This window comes from Arthrobacter sp. HMWF013 (genome assembly GCF_003061105.1).
GTDB lineage: Bacteria > Actinomycetota > Actinomycetes > Actinomycetales > Micrococcaceae > Arthrobacter.
Genome location: NZ_QAIQ01000706.1, coordinates 308 through 2,747, shown reverse-complemented (window position 1 = coordinate 2,747; position 2,440 = coordinate 308). Strand labels below are relative to the sequence as shown.

At 62.6% G+C, this 2,440-nt stretch carries 3 protein-coding genes; 2 read left to right on the top strand and 1 reads right to left on the bottom strand.

The window, feature by feature from the left end; translation table 11 throughout:
• On the top strand, nt 1-1,513 hold a 1,513-nt coding region (locus DBR22_RS22755; RefSeq protein WP_108600840.1), incomplete at its 5' end, for a GMC family oxidoreductase.
• Between the two features lie 28 nt (nt 1,514-1,541).
• On the opposite strand, the gene DBR22_RS22750 is transcribed toward DBR22_RS22755, so the two are convergent.
• Complete coding sequence (locus tag DBR22_RS22750) at nt 1,542-1,874, bottom strand: ArsR/SmtB family transcription factor (RefSeq protein ID WP_258229415.1); 333 nt, start codon at nt 1,872-1,874, stop codon at nt 1,542-1,544.
• A 307-nt stretch (nt 1,875-2,181) separates the two neighbouring features.
• On the opposite strand from DBR22_RS22750, the gene DBR22_RS22745 reads away from it, so the two are divergent.
• On the top strand, nt 2,182-2,440 hold a 259-nt coding region (locus tag DBR22_RS22745), incomplete at its 3' end, for a DUF1508 domain-containing protein (RefSeq protein ID WP_108600839.1).

Genomic DNA, 2,440 nt, shown 5'->3' with positions numbered 1-2,440 from the left:
CAATTTGTTTATCCACATGCCCGCCGGCTTTCCGAAACTTAGTACCGGGCCGCATCAGTGGGGCTATTCCAGCATTCCGCAGAAGCACGGCAACGGCCGCCGTATTCCGATCCGCCAAGGCCGTGTGCTCGGCGGCGGTGGATCCATCAACTCCCAGGTTTTTACTCGTGGCGTGGCCGAGGACTACGACGGGTGGGTCACGGACTACGGATGCGAAGGTTGGTCCGCCGACGAGGTGGGCAAGTACTTCATACGCTCAGAGTCGAACAGCCGGCTCTCGGCACCCCACCACGGAGCCCAGGGGCCGCTCGGAGTATCTGACCTTGTACATCCTCACAAGCTCTCGGCGGCCTTCGTGCTAGCGGGCCAAGAGTTCGGGTTGCCCTACAACAGCGACTTCAATGGTGCCAAGCAGTACGGCGTCGGTTTCTACCAGACGACCACGAAGAACGGCCGCCGCTGCAGCGCGGCCGACGCTTATCTGAAGCCCGCGCGCAAGCGGCGCAACCTCACGGTCCGCACTAACGTGAACGTCTCGAAAGTAATTATCAAGAACGGCCGAGCCGTCGGGATTCAGGCGCTCGAAGGCGGCAGCGCACGAACGTACAGCGCCAAGCGGGAAGTGCTCGTCTCGAGCGGCGCCTTCGGTTCGCCCAAACTGCTGCAGCTTTCGGGTATCGGTAACCCGGCGGACCTCGCCGCCGCCGGCATCGGCACCCTACATCCCCTGCCCGGTGTGGGTAAGAACCTGCAGGACCACTGCGCTGTGGACGTCATTTTCGAACTCACCGACGACTACCACAGCCTGGACCGGCTCAACCGGGTGAGCCCGGCGTCGATTACGGCCGGTCTCGAGTACCTCGCCCTCCATTCCGGACCGTTCGCCTCAACCGTGGTCGAGGCCGGGGGATTCAGTTATGGGAACGAGGACGAGAAGACGCCGGACCTGCAGTTCCACTTCCTGCCGGCGGCGCGGGCGGAGGAAGGCTGCCCGCCCTTGCCGCCGGGATTCGGTGCAACGTTGAACTCGTACTTTGTGCGGCCCCGGAGCCGGGGAACAGTCCGTGTGGCGTCCTTGGACCCGGCAAAAGCACCGCTCATCGATCCAAACTACCTGGCCGATGACTACGACACCGAGATGGCCATCGCCGGCGTGCAGCAGAGCCGACAGATTATGGAGCAGCCGTCGATGGCTCAGTTCATCCGAGCGGAGCGCATGGGTGACGGTAGCCCGGTCAAAACCCGCGACGAGTACGTGAATTTCGTGCGCTCCTACGGACGCACTTCGTACCATCCGGTGGGCACCTGCGCCATGGGAACCACAGAGGATTCGGTCGTCTCGCCGCGGTTGCAGGTCCATGGGCTTGAGGGATTACGCGTCGTTGACTCCTCGATCATGCCGCGTCTCGTCAGTTCGAACACGCAGGCTCCCACGATCATGATCGCGGAAAAGGCCGCCGATATGATCCTCGAGGACGCACTTTCTACGACGTCAAGGGTGATGGCCCGCTGAAAGGCGGCAGGAAACCAGGAGCTTCGGCTCAGGGCAGCTCCGGGTCGGCCAGCTCAGCAAGTTCCAGCCTGGTGGACTGCAGGGTGCTGATCAGCAGCGCACCGGCCACACTGAACAACGTCAGGACCTCGGGGGAGCTGAGCTGGTACTGGATCTGGCCATCAGTTCGCGAGGAAGTAATCAGCCGCTGACTGCGCAGGACACTGAGGTGCTGGGACAGATTTGACGCTTCCAGGCCGGTTGCCCGGCGCAGCTCGCTCACCGGGACGGGACCATCGGCCAGCAACTCCACTACCCGGATCCGCGCGGGATGCCCGAGGGACCTGAACAGGTCTGACTTCGCTTCTGGCAACGCAGGCACGCCGGATACCTCTCGTCTCTGTGGCTGGGCCAAGTGGCTGTAGCCGGTCCACCTTTTGGGGGCAGGACAGACTTGTCTGTCCCGCTGAAATAGCATACGCCAACACCCCAACTCACTCACGGTTTGGCATGACGGTTGGCGGGCGCGGACTTTTGGCCCTTGCGGGAAGCGTGCACCTAGGAAAGACTCTTTAGCGATTGATGAATTTCTAAATTGCTAAGAACCAGCGGGAGCAGACGCAATGGCGCGTCTCAGGCTCCCCGCGGCAAAGGTGCCGCGGGGACGCCCGCCTACCGGGAGGACAGTAATGGCCGGAAAGTTTGAACTTTTTATTGATGCGGAATCCCTTTACAGGTTCCGGGTGACAGCGCCCGATGGGACCGTCATGGCCGTTTCCACATCCTTTCGCGACAAAGCCGCAGCAGTTGCCGGCATCGCCGCCGTGCGCGAGTACGCCGGCATGGGCCTGATTTCCGATCTCACAGCCGGCCGCGAACACGCACGAGCTGCGCACCGCGCCCCTAGGGCGGAGCCCTACGGAATCCGGCGTTTGTCAGCATCCGAAA